Source organism: Hoeflea sp. (assembly GCF_039975035.1).
Classification (GTDB): domain Bacteria; phylum Pseudomonadota; class Alphaproteobacteria; order Rhizobiales; family Rhizobiaceae; genus Hoeflea.
This window is the reverse complement of sequence record NZ_JBDWHW010000141.1, coordinates 21,679-38,118: the sequence shown is the minus strand read 5'-3', so window position 1 is coordinate 38,118 and position 16,440 is coordinate 21,679. Positions and strand designations below refer to the sequence as shown.

Below are 16,440 nucleotides of genomic sequence, written 5' to 3'. Positions count from 1 at the left end.
CAGGGCGCATATCAGGCATTGAACCCGCTCGCAAACAACAACGCCTTTTTCCGGTCGGGCGCATCAGACGAGACGGTGGAAGGGCTCAGACCCGGACGCGAACATAAGATCCGGGCGCGTCCTCGATCGGCTTGAGCTTCTTGCCTCCGGGTTTGCGCGCGGGCACCTCTTCAGCCGAAGATCCGCGGATCCACTCCTGCCAATGCGGCCACCACGACCCTGGGGTTTCCTTTGCGCCAGCCACCCAGTCGTCGAATTCGGCAGTGTCCGGGCCATCGGACCAGAATTGATACTTGCCTGCAGCGGGGGGATTGACCACACCGGCGATATGGCCGGATCCTGCCATGACATAGGTGACGTCGCCGCCAAACAGCTTGCCGCCGATATAGGCCGAACGGGCAGGGGCGATATGATCTTCCCTGGCGGCGAGGTTGTAGACCGGGATCTTGATGTCGCCGAGTTTCAGGGTCTGGCCGGCCAGCACCATTTTGCCCTGGGACAAATTGTTCTCCAGGTAGCAATTGCGCAAATAGAAAGAATGGTTTGCGGCCGGCATACGGGTCGCATCCGAATTCCAGTAAAGCAGGTCAAAGGGCATCGGATCCTTGCCCTTGAGGTAATTATTGACGACATAGGGCCAGATCAGGTCCGAAGCACGCAGCATGTTGAAGGCCGTGGCCATCTTGGACCCGTCGAGGTAGCCGTTCTTTTCCATCGCCGCTTCTATCGACGAGATCTGCGCGTCATCGACAAAGACCTTGAGATCGCCGGCATAGGTGAAATCGGTCTGGGTGGTGAAAAAAGTGGCGGTGGCGATGCGGGTGTCTTTTTCCCGGGCGTGCAGCGCCAGTGTGGCCGCCAGCAGGGTACCGCCGACACAATAGCCGATGGCGTTGACCTCGCGTTCGCCGGTGGCCTTCTCGATGGTGTCGAGGGCAAAGGAAATGCCCTCGCGGGAGTAAGATTCCCAGTCTTTGGTGGCCTGGCGCTGATCCGGGTTGACCCAGGAGATCACGAACACCGTGTGGCCCTGTTCTGTTGCCCATTTGATGAAGGATTTCTTGGGGTTAAGGTCCAGAATGTAGAACTTGTTGATCCATGGCGGCACGATCAACAACGGACGCTTGAGCACTTTTTCGGTTGCAGGCTGGTACTGGAGGATCTGACAGATGTCGTCCTGGGCGATGACCTTGCCTGGCGAGACGGCAATGTTCTCGCCGACCTTGAAGGACGAGGCATCGGATTGCCGCAGCTTCAGCTCGCCCTTTCCTGCAGCAATGTCCTCGGCGAGCATGTGCATGCCCTTGACCAGGTTCTCACCGTTGGAGGCGACCATTTCCTTGTAGAGCTCGGGATTGGTGGCAATGAAATTGGCCGGCGACAGGGCACTGGTGATCTGGCGCACGTAAAAGGCAGCCTTGTGGCGGGTATGTTCATCGAGGCCTTCACTCTCGTCGACGAGCTTGTTGGCCCAGTCGGAGGTGATGAAATAGGCATTTTTCAGGAACTCGAAAAACGGGTTGTCTTCCCAATCCGGATCGGAAAATCGCTTGTCCCTGGATTTTGGCTTCGGGCTATTGTCCTCGCCGGACATGCGCTTGACGGATTCGCTCCACATGCCGAAATAGCTGGTCAGCAGCGACGTCTGGGCTTCGATGGCGCGTTTGGGATCGGACAGCCAGTATTCTCCGACCTTGGAGAAGGTCTTGACCATGTCTGCCATCGGTTCGGAGACAGTGTCGGAAACTTCGCCTTTCTCGCGCGGCTCGACCCAGGCAGCGGCTGCCTTGCCCAATTCCTCAAGCATGCGCGCGACGTTGCGGGCGAAGGCTTCGGGATTCTTGACGACATAGGCATCGGCTGGTGATGCATTGGCCTCGCTTTGGTTTTCCCCGGCCGTGCTCTTGCCCTTGTCTGGCATATTGATGCCTCCTCCTGAATGCCGAAGCTTGCCTCCGGACTGTATTCTGCCTTAAATCGGCTTAGTTGCGATGCTTGGCTGTAGATCCGAACATCAGTCCCTTCTTGATAAGGACTTTTTTTGTCCATGTCATGACCACCATTTGGTGGAGACCGGAATATACATTGTCATGATGGAAATTTATCGACCGGCGTTTGTTGCGTTTGTCGCGATTCTTGCAAGCGGATGCCAGACGGCCTCGCTGGAGGATGCCGCTCCCAAGCCCGCTGCCGCGGACAGCCAGGCTGTTTCATCGGTGCCGGGCACCATGGTGGACCAGGCAGACGTGGAGTCTGCAAACGCACAGGAACAGACAACCCCACAGGAGCCCGCTCCAGAGCCGGCTGCGCCCACGGTCATCAGGCGCAACCCTGGCGTCATGTCGGTGATTCCGATCGAAAAAACCACACCGGTCGAGAAGAAGGACTTCGTCGCCACCGGTGCGCGCCAAACCGGACAATATCCGAGTTTCGGACGCATGCCAAAGGCGGCAAATTCACAGCTGACCGAGGCGCAAAAGCTCGCGGCGGAGGCGGAGATGACGGAACTGCTGCGGTCGCGGGCCGCGACACCTGGCGCGCGCGCCCAGTATGAGCGGCGGCTGAAGGAGCTTCGAGCGCTGGCCGCCAGCCACGGCAGCGACACCCAGCGGGAAATCGAGAAATAAATCTTGCGTTCGTGCTGGTTTGGACGCAAACCCTTGCCACTTGGGCACACCCAGCAATCTGCCCGCAATTTCGGGGAATTCCATGGAAGAATTTCACAAGGTCCGCAGACTTCCGCCTTATGTCTTTGAACAGGTCAACCGCCTGAAGGCTTCGGCCCGGGCAGGGGGCGCGGATATCATCGACCTCGGCATGGGCAATCCCGATCTGCCGACGCCGCCGGCCATTGTCGACAAATTGTGCGAAGCGGTCAGGGATCCGCGCACGCACCGCTATTCGACGTCGCGGGGAATTCCCGGCCTCCGCCGGGCGCAGGCGAGCTATTACCAGAGGCGTTTCGGCGTCAAACTCGATCCGGAAACGCAAGTTGTCGCCACGCTCGGCTCGAAGGAAGGCTTTGCCAACATGGCCCAGGCGATCACCGCCCCGGGTGATGTCATTCTTTGTCCAAACCCGACCTACCCGATCCACGCTTTCGGATTCATCATGTCGGGCGGGGTGATCCGGTCGCTCGATGTGGCGCCCGATGCCAGTTTTTTCCATGCGCTCGAGCGCTCGGTCCGGCATTCGATCCCGAAGCCGCTGGCGCTGATCCTGAATTATCCATCCAATCCGACCAGCTTTGTCGCCACGCTGGATTTCTACAAGGATGTCGTCGCGTTCGCCAAGAAACACGACATCCTCATCCTGTCTGACCTGGCCTATGCCGAAATCTATTTTGACGACACACCGCCACCTTCGGTTTTGGAGGTTCCAGGTGCAATTGATATCTGCGTCGAGTTCACCTCGATGTCGAAAACCTTCTCCATGCCCGGATGGCGGATGGGATTCGCGGTTGGAAACGAGCGACTGATTTCGGCCTTGACCCGGGTCAAGTCCTATCTCGATTACGGCGCATTCACACCGATCCAGGTGGCCGCCACCGCCGCACTCAACGGGGACGGCTCGGATATTGCCGAAGTGCGCTCGATCTACAAGCGCCGCCGCGACGTGCTGGTCGACAGTTTCGCCAAGGCCGGCTGGGATGTGCCGCCTCCGCCCGCCACCATGTTTGCCTGGGCGCCGATTCCCGAACCGTTCAAACAGCTTGGATCTCTGGAATTCTCGAAACTGCTGGTCGAGAAGGCCGATGTGGCCGTTGCGCCCGGCATCGGATTTGGCGAGCATGGCGACGAGCATGTCCGGATCGCGCTTGTCGAGAACGAGCACCGGATCCGGCAGGCGGCGCGCAACATAAAGCGCTTTTTCTCGAGCGTTCAGGAAAATGGCGGCGGGGACAATGTAGTGTCTTTGTCCGCCCGGCGTTGACCACCCGGTTAGCCGCCGGTAAACCCCCTTGCACATCTTCGGTTCGCGCTCCCGGCACGGACAAATTGAGTAATTGATCAGGCAAAGTGGATAGCAATCATGACTGATGCCCTCAAAATCGGCATTGCAGGACTTGGAACCGTCGGCGCCGCGCTGTTTCGCGCGATCACCACCCGGCACAATCTGCTCGCTGACATTTGCGGCCGTGAAATCCTGATTACCGCTGTCAGCGCGCGTGACCGCAGCCGCGATCGCGGCATCGGTCTCGAGGGTGTGAGCTGGTTTGACGATCCGGTGGCCATGGCTCGCGAGGCCGATATCGATGTGCTGGTCGAATTGATCGGCGGTGATGGCGATCCCGCCCATGCCGCTGCCATCGCGGCGCTGACCGCCGGGCGTCATGTTGTGACCGCCAACAAGGCCATGCTTGCCAGCCACGGTGTCGAACTGGCGCGGCTGGCCGAGAAAAACGGAGTGCTGCTGAACTTCGAGGCGGCGGTGGCTGGTGGAATTCCGGTCATCAAGGCCATGCGGGAATCGCTGACCGGCAATTCGGTCACGCGGATCTACGGCATTCTGAACGGAACCTGCAACTATATCCTGACCCGGATGCAGCGGGACAATCTCGGATTTGCGGAGTGCCTGTCAGAGGCTCAAAGGCTGGGATACGCCGAGGCCGATCCGGCCTTTGATATCGAGGGAAATGACACCGCGCACAAGCTGTCGATCCTCACCAGCCTGGCTTTCGGCACGCAGATCGCCGCTGATGCGGTCTATGTTGAAGGCATCACCAATATTTCCATCGAGGACATTCATGCGGCGGATGAACTGGGCTACCGGATCAAGCTGCTTGGTGTGGCGCAAAGAACCGCGACCGGCATCGAACAAAGGGTGCATCCGACCATGGTGCCCAAGGGTTCGATGATCGCTCAGGTCGAAGGTGTCACCAATGCGGTGACGATCGAAGCAGATATTCTTGGCGAACTGATGCTGTCAGGTCCCGGCGCGGGCGGTGACGCTACCGCGTCCGCCGTGCTTGGCGATGTCGCCGATATCGCCAAGAGCCGGCCGGGACATCAGCATGCGCCGGCCTTGGGGCGGCCGGCGGACACGCTTGAGCCCTATACCCGCGCCCAGATCCAGAGCCATGAAGGCGGATACTTCATTTCGCTCAAGGTTGACGACCGGGCCGGTGTCTTTGCCTCGATCGCCACACGGATGGCCGACAACGGGATATCGCTGGAATCGATTGTTCAGCGTGCGCGGCCAGTCGGGTCGGAAGCCGGACCGCAAACCGTCATTCTGGTCACGCATGCGACCACCGAATCCAAGGTTCGGACCGCAGTCGATGCCATCAAGGGCGAGGGCTACCTCTCGGGCGAGCCGCAGGTGATCCGAATCGAACGCACCCGCGAGAGCTGATGGCCGCAGATTTTTCCTTGCGACGCGGGCGAACCGGCTCGCAGCCCAGGCTGCCGCTTTAATCGATTTAGTCGCTGATATGACCAATATCCTGAAAAAACAATGGCTTTTAATGCGGGATTCACATTGCTTTGCTATGTTTTAAGGCTGTAAGAGCAGCCAACGAATTACCCTGAGGGAAGTTACACCATGGCAGGTATATCGACAGACACAAGCGGTCTCGACCGGATTCTGACACTCGAGATCGCGCGTGTCACAGAGCGTGCAGCTGTCGCGGCTGCGCGGCTGCGGGGGCGGGGTGACGAGAAGGCCGCTGACCAGGTCGCCGTAGATGCGATGCGCTCCGAGCTGAACCGGCTGCCGATCGATGGCGTCGTGGTGATCGGCGAGGGCGAGCGCGACGAAGCGCCCATGCTCTATATTGGCGAGGAAGTGGGCAACCGCGATGGCGCCAAGGTGGATATCGCACTCGATCCTCTGGAAGGGACGACAATTTGTGCCAAGAACCTGCCAAATTCGCTGGCAGTGATCGCGATTGCCGAAAAGGGCAGTCTGCTTTACGCCCCCGACGTCTATATGGAGAAAATCGCCATCGGGCCGGGCTATCCGGCCAATACCGTGGCGCTCGATGCCAGTGCGACAGATAATATGCATGCGGTCGCGCGCGCCAAAGGCGTTCCGGTCAATCAGGTGACCGCCTGTATCCTCGACCGGCCGCGCCATGCCCGCCTTATCGAGGAAGTGCGCGCCACGGGTGCTGCGATCCGGCTTATCGGCGATGGCGACGTTGCCGGCGTGATCCACACCACCGATCCCGAGGAAACCGGTATCGATATCTATCTGGGCATTGGCGGTGCGCCTGAAGGCGTGCTGGCGGCTGCGGCGTTGCGCTGTATTGGCGGACAGATGCAGGGCCGGCTGCAGCTCAACACCGAAGAAAAAATCGCCCGCGCGGCCAAGATGGGAATTTCCGATCCGCTCAAGATCTACACGATGGAAGAAATGGCGCGCGGCGACGTGCTGTTCGCCGCCACCGGCGTGACCGACGGCAATCTGTTGCAGGGCGTGCGGTTCACGCCGGATGCGATCGTTACCCATACCATCGTGATGCGATCTTCTTCCCGTACTGTTCGCGAAATCAAGGCCCGGCACCAGGACCTCGCAAAATTCGACTGACGCACAGTGCCTTGACCCGGGCCGGCCAGCCGACCGCAGCTTCCTGACGGGAGTTTCTGTCAGACGTTTTGCCCGTCTGTCCTGTTTAGTCTATGAGCAATGTCTCCAGCGCGGCCATGGTGGCCCGGCGCTTGATGACGGGTTGATTCTCGATGACAGGCAGCAACGTGTCCGACCGGGCGTTTCTTGGAGTGGACCAGTCACTCTCCGGCCAGAAATGGATCGCGCGGCTGGATCTGGCCGGCGAAAACAAGGCGATCTCGATTGCGCAGACCACCGGGCTGCCTGATGTCATCGCGCGGGTTCTGGCCGGCCGCGATGTTGCCATGGGCGACGCGGTTGCTTTTCTCGATCCTACCATCAAATCGCTGATGCCCGACCCGTCCAGTCTCACCGATTGCGACAAGGCCGCAGCCCGCATTGCTGCTGCAATCGCCGGCGGCGAGCGTGTGGCCATCTTCGGCGACTATGACGTCGACGGTGCGACGTCGTCGGCGCTGATGCAGCGCTTCCTGCGTCATTTCGGCGTGGTCAGCGAGATTTACATTCCGGACCGGATCTTTGAAGGCTATGGGCCAAACCCCACCGCCATCGGCGAACTGATCGACCGGGGCGCGGGACTGATCATTACCGTCGATTGCGGCTCAACCAGTCATGACTCGCTCCAGGAGGCCGCACGGCGCGGCGTCGATGTGGTGGTGATCGATCACCACCAGGTGGCAAGCGAGTTGCCGGTCGCCCACGCGCTGGTCAATCCCAACCGCGAGGATGATCTGTCAGGGCTTGGCCATCTGTGTGCCTGTGGAGTGGTGTTCATGGTGCTGGCGGGCACGCTGAGGCTGTTGCGCGGCAAGGGTGAAGCGCGGGCAGGGACATTCGATCTTCTCGGCTGTCTCGATCTGGTCGCCCTTGGCACGGTCTGTGATGTGGTGCCACTCAAGGGGCTTAACCGTGCGTTCGTGGTCAAGGGGCTGTTGGTGGCGCGGACCCTGGGCAATACCGGGCTTGCGGCGCTGTGCCAGCGGGCCGGAGTCAACGGACCGATCACCCCCTATCATCTTGGCTACCTGATCGGTCCGCGAATCAATGCCGGCGGGCGCATTGGTGATGCGGCGCTGGGCAGCCGGTTGCTGACGCTGGAGGATCCGGCGGAAGCCGGGGCCATCGCGGAGCGGTTGGAGGAACTCAATCGCGAACGCCAGGCCATCGAAGCGGCGATGCTGGCGGAAGCGGATGCGGAAGCTGCCATGGAAATGGCGTCCGGAGACGGACCGGCCATCATCATCACCGAGCGCCAGGGCTGGCATCCAGGAGTGGTCGGACTGCTGGCTTCACGGCTCAAGGAGCGCTACCGGCGGCCGGCATTCGCCATCGCCTTCGATGGCAATGGCAAGGGCACAGGATCGGGCCGTTCGGTTCCCGGGCTTGATATCGGCCGACTGGTGCGCAAGGCGGTTGAACGCGGCCTGCTGGTCAAGGGCGGTGGCCATGCAATGGCAGCCGGGATCACAGTGGACAAGACCAGGCTGGGCGAATTGCGCACGTTCATTGAAGAACGTGCCGCAGACACCGTTGCCGGATTGACCGCGGCGCACCGGCTCAAGATCGATGGGGCGATTTCGGCTTCCGGGGCGACGCTGGATCTGGTCGACATGATCGAGTGCGCCGGGCCCTATGGCGCGGGCCATCCGCAGCCGGTGTTCGTCGTACCGGCGCATACGCTCAGCGATGCGCGGGTGGTGGGGCAGAATCACATCAAGCTCACGCTGTCAGGGGCTGATGGAGGCAAGCTCAACGGCATCGCATTTCGCGCCGCCGACACCGAAATGGGCGCCACGCTGCTGGGAGGCCGGGGGATGATGTTTCATGTCGCAGGAACGATTTCCGCCGATCACTGGCAGGGCGTCCGGAGGGTTCAGATCAGGGTGATTGACGCAGCACCCGCGCGCTAACCCCGTCGTCCAATCGCGTTGCCGGTCTGCCGGTCCTCAAAGCCGATGCGATCCGCAAGGTGGCTTTTTCCGTGCCTGAGAGACATGCGCCGACGCTGTCGCACAACGATCGAAATCCGCCGCGGGAGCTGTGCGCCCGGCTCATCTACGGTTCATGTGCAGGATGAGGAGAACAAGCGAAGTGCTTGAAAATTGTGGTACGCCCTAGGGGAGTCGAACCCCTCTTTCCAGAATGAAAATCTGGCGTCCTAACCGATAGACGAAGGGCGCGTACAATGTGGCCGTCTTATAGTCAGACCGCTTTGGGACCGCAAGCGGTTAATTCATCTCTCCGGAAAAAAATGTCATCTAATTGGAGTTGGCGGAAAAGACCGGCAAAATGCCCGGCGCTGTGGGCCGGCGACATGGAGCCGAATGCGGTTTTGCTACTTGCGGCGGCGACAACGCCAGTTCCAGTCACGCTGGGTGCCGATGTCGATATGAACCGATTCTGTGTGGCAGTAGGTGCCAACCCCGCCACGGTTCGGCATGGCGCGAAGGTATTTGGCCAGTTGCCATTTGGAAACGCCTTCGATCTGGATATCGGCTGCCTCGCAGGAGGTGTGCCGCGATCCCGAAGCGCCGCCGACGCGCCGGTTGTATTTTGGGCTGCGGTAGCCCGATGTGACCACAAGTGAACGGCCGTAGTGACGTTCGATGGTTTTGAGAACCCGAATCAGTTCAGGTTTGAAACAACCGACATCGACCTTTTCGGTCTGAAGACGAAGGCCGTTGGGAGCGAGACGCGCCAGACCCGCGGCCGAAGCCAGCTCCATGCGTGCGCCGCGCGGCTCCTCCGAACTGTCGCTGTCGCTAATCCCGAACACGTTTGACATGCGCACCCCGGGGAGCGCCGCACTGTTGCCAGTGGATGCTGAGGCCACGACAACCTGGGTGGGTTTCGACGAGGCCAGACGTTTTTTCGTTCCAGAGGGTGCGTTCCTGGTCGATTTCGGCTGCGATGCAAACAGGCGCGCGAAAATGGATTGTTTCTTTGGCGGCGCAACCACCGCCAGTTCCCGGGTTTTCGGCTGTTCGGCGGATTGATCCGAATCGGTTCCGACACTTGCTGGCGTCGGATCAGCCGACGCCATCCGCAACGCAAGCTGCGCGGAATCACTTGAGACATTTTCGGCAGGGGTGGGCTGGGGGGCTTCAGCCGAGGCGCTGTAGAGGTTCGGCGACGCATGAACCGGTTGGTTCTGCGTGATTCCCTGGTTGAGCGCATCGACGGATGTGTTGGCCATGGCGAGTTGCTGATTTGCTCCACCTTGCGCCTGATCTGCCGCTGGCTGAGCTGGCTCGGCATCTGCCGAGGCGGGCGAGGGAACCGGAACCGGTATGCCTTCAGACGTTGAGGCCTCAGCTGCCGAGGCCATCATCAGTGCGTCAGACTGGTCAGCGCTGTTGAAATTGCTGAAACTGGGGGAACCGGGTGCGAAACCCTGGCTGGCAAACATCGACGGATCGCCGGCTGACACGCATCCGGTCAGGGCAATCGCCACACCCGCCAGCAAACATACATGGGTGCCAGAACCGCGCCTGACTGCATTTTTTCCGCCTGTCTGCAATCTCTGGAGCCCCCGGTCTCATGCAATGGCAGACCCGAAGGCCTCAAGATTGTGCGTACCCATTAATGGCGTTGTTGTAAACGCAACGTCCGGAGTCTGCCGGACAAACGGGTAACTGGATGTGGATCATGCGATGCGTCGTAAATACGGCAGAACCATGACATTATTGGCAAACTAGACGCCGACCATTGCGTGAGCCTTGCCACGCCGCGGGGAACGACCGGCCACAGAACATCACCGGTCGATCACCTGCGTTTACCATGCGCCGGTGTTTTTCATCGATGCCCAAGGTTCCGCGGGGTCAAGCGGATCGCCCTTTTGAAGAAGCTCGATGGAAATTCCGTCCGGCGACCTGACAAAGGCCATGTGCCCGTCGCGCGGCGGCCGGTTGATGGTCACGCCATTGTCGAGCATGTGCTGGCATAGTTTGTAGATATTATCGACCTCATAGGCGAGGTGACCGAAATTGCGGCCGCCCTGATACTCCTCCGGATCCCAGTTGTAGGTCAATTCCACCATCGGGGCCTTGTCGGCAAGGGCGCGCGCCTTGTCGTCGGGAGCGGCGAGAAAAATCAGCGTGAACCGGCCTGCCTCGCTTTCGTGGCGGCGGATTTCTTCAAGGCCAAGCTTGTTGCAATAGAAATCGAGCGATGCATCTACATCTGTGACCCGGACCATCGTGTGCAAATAACGCATCGGCTTTCTCCATGATTCTTGATTGAACCGACGATAGGCGGATTTGGACACGAGGCAAAGGCATGGCGGTGTTGCGCCTGAACTTATTGCAACCGCCGCAAGTTGCTCGATCGGATACAGGACACGGATATGGCGTATCAAGGTGAAAGCAACGAGCGTCACAAGCATTAGACGTGGAAGACTCAACAAGTTTTGCGGCAGGGCTTGCACTGTCCGCGCAATACAATGTTAATGTTTCAATCGAGAATCACTTAATTTCCATGTGGCGCGTATCGGAGAGTTATCCGGATGGGGGAAAGGTCCTCAGACAAGAACGAGGCGGTAGCGGAAGCTCATGGCGACGCGGTGGACCTCATTGAGATCACCGGGGTCATCAAGTGGTTTGACGTCGCCAAAGGCTTCGGCTTCATCGTTCCAGACAATGGCATGGAAGACGTGTTGCTGCATGTCACCTGTCTGCGCCGCGACGGTTACCAGACCGTTCTGGAAGGAACCCGCATCGTCTGTGAAATTCAGAAGCGCGAGCGGGGCTACCAGACATTCCGCATTATCTCGATGGACACCTCGACTGCGGTCCATCCCTCGCAATTGCCCCCTGTGCGCACCCATGTTCAGGTCAAGCCGTCGAGCGGTCTTGAACGTGCGATCGTCAAATGGTTCAACCGCACCAAGGGGTTTGGCTTCCTTACCCGTGGTGAGGGGACAGAAGACATCTTCATCCACATGGAGACGCTCAGGCGCTATGGTTTGGCGGAGCTGCGGCCCGGCCAGGTTGTCTTGGTGCGGTACGGGGATGGCGACAAAGGCTTGATGGCGGCTGAAATCCATCCCGATATCGATTCCCCGATTCAGAATTCGCACTGAACGGAATGCGCTTTTTTTCGCATCTGCTCACCTTCGTTCTCACAGCTTTCCTATTGGTGGCCGGGGCCTTGTCGGTCGCTGCCCCGGTTCTGGCGGCAACGATGCCGACAGATTCCGAGCCGCTTGTCATCACCACCACAGCCGGCCCGGTTTCCTTTGGCGTGGAACTGGCGCTGACTGCGGCGGACCGCGCCACGGGATTGATGCACCGGCAGGACATGGCGGCTGATCACGGCATGCTGTTCCGGTTTGATCAAACCCGTCAGGTTCTGATGTGGATGAAAAACACTCCGTTGCCGCTCGACATGCTGTTTATCGACGATGACGGCACCATCGTCGGCATTGCAAAAGACACGACGCCGTTTTCGGAAGCGATCATAGCCTCGCCAGGGCCTGTGCGTTACGTGCTTGAATTGAATGCCGGCACGGCTGAGCGGATGGGTATTGCGGTCGGCGACGTCGCTCGTCACCGGGCGATCAGCGAATGATTTGCCATTCGTGGCATTATCGAACGATTTGGAGTTGCGGGGCATGGCGTTCCGGTGTATCCGGAGCACGCCTTAGGCAACGGAGCGTAGCGCAGCCTGGTAGCGCATCTGGTTTGGGACCAGAGGGTCGGGAGTTCGAATCTCTCCGCTCCGACCATTTTTTCGGTGTTCATTGATTTGAGCGCTACACATCAAGGCGCCGTGATCCGCCTTTTCAGGCGGGGTTCGTCATGAAGGGGAATTGGGACATGTCTGCAAAAATCTATCGTCCCGCAAAGACAGCCATGCAGTCAGGCAAGGCCAATTGCCAGGACTGGGTGCTTGAGTTCGAGCCGGAAAAACCCCGCTCGATCGACCCGATCATGGGATATACCTCATCGGGCGACATGAAAAGCCAGATCCATTTGAAGTTCGACACGCGCGAAGAAGCCGTGGCCTATGCCCAGCGCAACGGACTGGCCTTTCGCGTCTCCGAGCCGAAGGAAAGCAAGCGCCGCCGGGTCGCGTACGCGGACAATTTCCGCTTTGACCGCCGTCAGCCCTGGACTCATTGAAACTATCCGACATCTCGGCCGGCTACCCGGTTCGACACCCAATCGGCCCCTTAGCTCAGCTGGATAGAGCACCGGCCTTCTAAGCCGACGGTCGCAGGTTCGAATCCTGCAGGGGTCGCCATTTTTTTGATTTTCGCCACATACGTTGAGACAATCGCCACGATTTTGAGACTCATCGCCACATATGTTGAGACTCAGGCCTTTCCGTGGTCGAGTTCGTAAGTGATACCGTTGTTGCTCGGCAGTAGATTGAAAATTATCTGAATTCCCGTTCGTTCGGTCTCATTGAGAGTGCCCTTTCTTTTTTCTCTCCATGAGGAAATGGATGGGAGTACGACCGATTTCGACGAAACCAGTTCGTCGGTAGAGGCTCGCGACTGGGTTCCACAAGAGATACTCAAGTCGCACAGGGAGGTTCGTGTCATCCGCTAGTTGAAGGCAATGGGCGAGAATTCTTGAGCCAACGCCTTGTCCACGAATTTCATCAATCAGATAGAACTCGCCGAAGCGGATGAACTCTGGTAGCAGTTGAAGCGAAACTGTACCGATCGGGCAGCCGTTCATCTCGATCTGACAGAATGGTTTCTCTCGTAATCGCTGATCATGAACCGAGCGTTGAAACTCTTCGTCCCACCCCCATTTCTGAGCAATGTGGGGACCAAGTGCCTGCTTTTTCGCTCGGAATGAAAACTCAAATTCCTCATCCGTTGGGGTAAGCTTTCGGAATCTCAAATCGGGTGGCAGGTCCGGAATTATCATAGGTTCCTGTTCGCGGTTCAGATCGTCTGATTTCATCGGGTTGCGTCTTGTTCATAAGAAGTTTGACCTGGTTTCCCATCGGCGGGAAGCTTGTTTTGATCAAGTTTACGGTGGATTTTGAAGGCAAGCCGAAAACTCCGAGTCTCAACCTATGTGGCGAAAGGCAACTTGAGTCTCAATCTATGTGGCGACGGGTCTCATTGCGACTGGTTCACCAGTGGAGAATTGTCAACAAAATCAATGAAACTGAGTCTCAAGGTTTCTGGCGATCGTCATTTCTCATTGTCCGACCCGGAGACATGGGTTGCGGATTATACCGGAGACATGGGTAACACACTCGCGCCGAACGGTGTGTCGACTGTTTGCAACGTTCTCTGCTCGATATCGATATATCCCGGATCATAATCGAGGAATGAGATGAGCCAGATTTTATCGTCGACTTCCGGTTGTCCCAGAATCTGGCTAGTCAAGTCACGGCGGAGGTTTTGCTCGCTCGGGATTGTCTAACTGGTGGTCATCATAATATAAAGATTGCGAGGGATGCAAAGTTGTTGAAGTGACCTGTGCGCTCCGGACGTAAGCGGGTTGAAATACCGACTTTCGGATCAAATGGTCAATGGTTTGGTATCTGCGGCATTTGAGTAACGCGCACAGAGATCAGGGGAATCGGGTGAAGCAATCATCTGGCGATGATGCTTGCAAGGAAATCGTCGTCCCAAGCGGCGACTTTTCGTCTGAGGCGCAGCGAGTCCTTTCCGGGGGTCATTCGGATGAGGTTGTGGGCCATGTGCTTGAGCGTGGTGAAATTGGCCGGGGCATGATTTGTTCGAACCCGGCATTCGTCGTCGCGAAAGACCATGTCCATAACCCAGTGCAGGCTGTTCTCGATTGCCCAATGGCTTCTGACGATTGGTCCCAATTGCCTGGCTGGCAGCGCCAGGGAGGTAATGTAGAAGCGGGTCTCCCGTTGGGTTTTCTCGCCGATTTCGCGCGTACTCTCGACCATGACGACCGCTTTCAGGCCGGGCCAGTCATGGCGTTCCTGGAGCCAGCCTATGTCATGGATGACGGTGGTGGTTCTCGTCTCGATGCGGCCGTGATCGCCATCGACCGTCTCGTCCCGACTGATGGTCGTGTCTTTGAAATCGTTGTCTTTCTGCTCGGCGGCGAAGATCGCGACATCATCGCGCAGCGAGCCTTGATTGCCTTTGAGGGCAAGCACGTAATCGGCCTTTCTGTCGAGGATCTTGTCCGCGATGGCACGCTGGCAACCCATCGCGTCGATCGTCACGATCGCCCCCTCGATGGCAAGCATGTCCAGAAGCTTGGGAATGGCGGTGATCTCGTTGGCCTTCTCGGCCACCTTGACCTGAGCGAGCACGAGGCGCTGGCGTGCGGCAAAGGCCGAGACCATGTGGATCGCCGCCTTGCCGGCCCTCTTCTCGAACGAGCGGCGCACCGTCTTGCCATCGATGGCGATGATGTCCGCAGGCGCGCCAGTCAGCGCGGCGACCCAGCCGGCAAAGCATTGCTGGAACTTCTCGGCGTCGAGCGTGGCGAAGATGTCGCCGAGGTGATCGTGCGATGGCGTCCCCGCTCGAAACGGCCGAAAGCGGCGCAGAAAGTCAAGCTTCTTGTCCCCAAAGCGGGCGATGTCGACGAACGTCTCCGCCCCAGCCAGAACCGCGAGCAAGCTCAGAAGCAGCACTTCGTCGAGCGGATATGCCACCTTGCCCGGCTGCCGACTGTCCGGCAGATCCGTGAAATACCGAAGAAAGACAACCGCTTCGCCAACCGCATCACACTCCACCACCACATCATCCATCGTCGTCCTCCTTCCAAATCAGAGGATCACGACAGATTCAGCTTATTACCCCTTTGTCACGCATTTCTTCACCCGATTGCCCTGTGCTGCAACTGCAGACCTGTTGCAGAATGACGAATTTGGTGTTGAGGTGCAGAGCTAATTGGTTCGGGCTTATGAAGTTTGGGCTGGAACGAAGGAAACACGCACCGCATATCAACGGATGGTGCGTCGCAGGTTCGGTTTGCATGCCCGAAGCAGGTCATCTGTCAATTCTGTTAATCGATCTTCACACCTGTCTTGAAACACCTGCACCTGATCGTGTCCCTGCACGGAGTGTAGCTTCGCCTATCGCGGTCTTTCCGTACTTGGCCGGGAACGTGTCAGCTAGCCACGGCGGGCATGCTGATGAGCGAATCATCGCTCATTGTGGCGATGGTCTCAGGGTTCATGTAGCGGGAGCGCTGGACCGCCCACTCGTCGTTTTGCTCAAGTAGCAACGCACCCGCGAGACGGACGACGGCATCGTCGTTGGGGAAGACGACGACGCCGTCGGTGCGCTGCGTGATTTCGCCGTTCAGACGTCCAATGGGGTTGGTGCTGTGCAACTTTGTCCAGTGCGGCTTGGAAAGCTTATGTAGGCCAGCACATCCTGTTTGGCGATGTCCATGAGATTGGCAAATTTCGGCACCTTCGGCCTGATCTGCGACGTTGCGCCATTGGACACAGGCGGCGATCAGCGCCAGCGGCCTGACCACTGAGGTCTCGATCGGCGGCGCGGGCGGCGTTGATATCCTGACCGGCGGATCGGCCAATTACACGCTGGCCGGCGGCATCGGCAATGATGTGCTGTTCGGCGGCGCCGGCAATGACACGATCTTTGGCGGGGACGGCAATGACGGCTTTTTCGGCGGGGTCGGCAACGACGGCGACGATGTGCTGTTCGGCGGTGCCGGCAATGACACTTTCTATTTCCTCAATGGCTCGGGCAACGACTTGATCCAGCAGTTCGAGAACGGCGTGGACACCTTCAACTTCGCCAATCACAGCCAGGTCAACTCGATGGCCAACCTGACCATCACCGACGCCGGTGCGGACGCCTATGTGACGTTCAACGGCGGCGGCCAGTTCATCGCCTTCGGCTCGGCAGGCCTGATCGAAGCCAGCGATTTCGTGTTCTGA

General features: G+C 58.8%; 15 protein-coding genes and 3 tRNA genes. 11 read left to right on the top strand and 7 right to left on the bottom strand.

Annotation, left to right across the window (positions count from 1 at the left end; all coding sequences use genetic code 11):
* Positions 1-85 precede the first annotated feature (85 nt).
* The gene (gene phaC, locus ABJN75_RS12160; RefSeq protein WP_348439858.1) at positions 86-1,921 is read right to left on the bottom strand and encodes a class I poly(R)-hydroxyalkanoic acid synthase; all 1,836 of its coding nucleotides are present in this window, start codon (positions 1,919-1,921) and stop codon (positions 86-88) included.
* Positions 1,922-2,090: 169 nt separating this feature from the next.
* Between phaC and ABJN75_RS12155 the strand changes: the two genes are divergently transcribed.
* The 5 genes from ABJN75_RS12155 (at position 2,091) to recJ (ending at position 8,483) form a co-directional block, all read left to right on the top strand.
* A complete protein-coding gene (locus ABJN75_RS12155; protein WP_348439857.1) occupies positions 2,091-2,627 on the top strand; it encodes a hypothetical protein in 537 nt (178 codons plus the stop codon).
* Positions 2,628-2,709: 82 nt separating this feature from the next.
* On the top strand, positions 2,710-3,933 hold the full coding sequence (locus ABJN75_RS12150; RefSeq protein WP_348439856.1) for an LL-diaminopimelate aminotransferase: 1,224 nt from the start codon (positions 2,710-2,712) through the stop codon (positions 3,931-3,933).
* Between the two features lie 99 nt (positions 3,934-4,032).
* Positions 4,033-5,355, top strand: a complete 1,323-nt coding sequence (locus ABJN75_RS12145) for a homoserine dehydrogenase (protein WP_348439855.1) — start codon at positions 4,033-4,035, stop codon at positions 5,353-5,355.
* A gap of 189 nt (positions 5,356-5,544) precedes the next feature.
* Entirely contained in the window at positions 5,545-6,531 is a 987-nt protein-coding gene (glpX, locus tag ABJN75_RS12140; RefSeq protein ID WP_348439854.1) for a class II fructose-bisphosphatase, read from the top strand.
* Positions 6,532-6,683: 152 nt separating this feature from the next.
* Entirely contained in the window at positions 6,684-8,483 is a 1,800-nt protein-coding gene (recJ, locus tag ABJN75_RS12135) for a single-stranded-DNA-specific exonuclease RecJ (protein ID WP_348439853.1), read from the top strand.
* Between the two features lie 195 nt (positions 8,484-8,678).
* On the opposite strand, the gene ABJN75_RS12130 is transcribed toward recJ, so the two are convergent.
* From ABJN75_RS12130 to ABJN75_RS12120, 3 genes are all read right to left on the bottom strand, one after another.
* A tRNA-Glu gene (locus ABJN75_RS12130) sits at positions 8,679-8,753 on the bottom strand.
* A gap of 155 nt (positions 8,754-8,908) precedes the next feature.
* Positions 8,909-10,027 (bottom strand): D-Ala-D-Ala carboxypeptidase family metallohydrolase, encoded by a 1,119-nt coding sequence (locus ABJN75_RS12125; protein WP_348439852.1) that lies wholly within the window; start codon positions 10,025-10,027, stop codon positions 8,909-8,911.
* Between the two features lie 321 nt (positions 10,028-10,348).
* Positions 10,349-10,789, bottom strand: a complete 441-nt coding sequence (locus ABJN75_RS12120) for a VOC family protein (RefSeq protein ID WP_348439851.1) — start codon at positions 10,787-10,789, stop codon at positions 10,349-10,351.
* A gap of 288 nt (positions 10,790-11,077) precedes the next feature.
* Here ABJN75_RS12120 and ABJN75_RS12115 point away from each other — a divergent pair, with 288 nt between their 5' ends.
* The 5 genes from ABJN75_RS12115 to ABJN75_RS12095 all read left to right on the top strand — a co-directional run bounded on the left by ABJN75_RS12115 (position 11,078) and on the right by ABJN75_RS12095 (position 12,816).
* On the top strand, positions 11,078-11,653 hold the full coding sequence (locus ABJN75_RS12115) for a cold-shock protein (protein WP_348439850.1): 576 nt from the start codon (positions 11,078-11,080) through the stop codon (positions 11,651-11,653).
* Positions 11,654-11,754: 101 nt separating this feature from the next.
* A complete protein-coding gene (locus ABJN75_RS12110) occupies positions 11,755-12,141 on the top strand; it encodes a DUF192 domain-containing protein (RefSeq protein WP_348439849.1) in 387 nt (128 codons plus the stop codon).
* 80 nt (positions 12,142-12,221) lie between these two features.
* Positions 12,222-12,298, top strand: a tRNA-Pro gene (locus ABJN75_RS12105).
* Between the two features lie 91 nt (positions 12,299-12,389).
* A complete protein-coding gene (locus ABJN75_RS12100; RefSeq protein WP_348439848.1) occupies positions 12,390-12,695 on the top strand; it encodes an ETC complex I subunit in 306 nt (101 codons plus the stop codon).
* A gap of 44 nt (positions 12,696-12,739) precedes the next feature.
* Positions 12,740-12,816, top strand: a tRNA-Arg gene (locus ABJN75_RS12095).
* A gap of 161 nt (positions 12,817-12,977) precedes the next feature.
* On the opposite strand, the gene ABJN75_RS12090 is transcribed toward ABJN75_RS12095, so the two are convergent.
* The 3 genes from ABJN75_RS12090 to ABJN75_RS12080 form a co-directional block, all read right to left on the bottom strand.
* Positions 12,978-13,490, bottom strand: coding sequence for a GNAT family N-acetyltransferase (locus ABJN75_RS12090; RefSeq protein ID WP_348439847.1), 513 nt, complete (start codon positions 13,488-13,490; stop codon positions 12,978-12,980).
* A gap of 643 nt (positions 13,491-14,133) precedes the next feature.
* Positions 14,134-15,279, bottom strand: a complete 1,146-nt coding sequence (locus tag ABJN75_RS12085; RefSeq protein WP_348433741.1) for an ISAs1 family transposase — start codon at positions 15,277-15,279, stop codon at positions 14,134-14,136.
* 362 nt (positions 15,280-15,641) lie between these two features.
* A complete protein-coding gene (locus tag ABJN75_RS12080; RefSeq protein ID WP_348439846.1) occupies positions 15,642-16,016 on the bottom strand; it encodes a transposase in 375 nt (124 codons plus the stop codon).
* Between ABJN75_RS12080 and ABJN75_RS12075 the strand changes: the two genes are divergently transcribed.
* Positions 15,970-16,440 (top strand): hypothetical protein, encoded by a 471-nt coding sequence (locus tag ABJN75_RS12075; protein ID WP_348439845.1) that lies wholly within the window; start codon positions 15,970-15,972, stop codon positions 16,438-16,440. The genes ABJN75_RS12080 and ABJN75_RS12075 overlap by 47 nt on opposite strands.